At 62.0% G+C, this 276-nt stretch carries 1 pseudogene; it reads right to left on the reverse strand.

Features of this window, described 5'->3' with window-relative positions:
• Window positions 1-276, reverse strand: a pseudogene (locus SB822_RS56775) (aromatic ring-hydroxylating dioxygenase subunit alpha); the annotation flags it as partial.

The following is a 276-nucleotide window of genomic DNA, read 5'->3' on the forward strand; positions in this document are numbered from 1 at the left end:
CCGGCTTGCGAATCGACAGCAGCCCGAACGTGCGATTGGTGCGCTGCTCGCGATCGAGCGGCACATAGACGATCCACAGATCCATCACGAGTGTCTTCTCCGACGTGCGAATCTGCAGCGTCTGATACGGATACTCGGTGCGGATCGTCATCACGTCCTTGTCGTTGTCGCCACCCGTTTTACGGCTCTGGCCGAACACGATAGCCTCGCCGATCGGCTGCTGGCCGGCCATGCGCGCAAACGTATAGTCGACCTCGACCCAGCCTTCGCCGCGCC

This window comes from Paraburkholderia sp. SIMBA_054, assembly GCF_046534875.1.
GTDB lineage: Bacteria > Pseudomonadota > Gammaproteobacteria > Burkholderiales > Burkholderiaceae > Paraburkholderia > Paraburkholderia hospita.